Source organism: Mycobacterium sp. IDUB_37, assembly GCF_055419245.1.
In genome coordinates this window covers 1-344 of sequence record NZ_JBVAXG010000052.1, presented here as the reverse complement: position 1 = coordinate 344, position 344 = coordinate 1, and the positions used below count along the sequence as shown (strand labels likewise).

General features: G+C 79.1%; 1 protein-coding gene. It reads right to left on the bottom strand.

The window, feature by feature from the left end:
* Positions 1-344, bottom strand: a 344-nt coding sequence (locus ACZY1I_RS32265; protein WP_463761719.1) for a hypothetical protein, incomplete at both ends; no start/stop codon positions are given.

Sequence of the window (344 nt, the reverse complement as noted above, 5' to 3'; positions counted from 1 at the left end):
GCGCCGCGGCCGCCGGTGCCTGCGGTGCCGGCGTTGCCGCCGAGCCCGCCGTCGCCGCCCTTGGCGTTAGCACCCGCGGTGCCGCCGGTGCCTCCGGTTCCGGCCGCACCACCAGTGCCGCCGGTCCCACCTGCGCCACCCTTACCGCCGGCACCGCCATCGCCGCCGGCCACACCTGCGCCGGCATTGACTCCCGCGATACCGGTGGTGCCGTTGATCCCGGCGCCGCCGTGGCCTGCTGCTCCGCCGACACCGCCGGCGCTGGCCGCGCCACCGTTGCCGTTGGCGCCTGCGGTCGCGCCGACTCCACCCGCCACGCCGCCGTTGCCGCCCTTGCCGCCGCT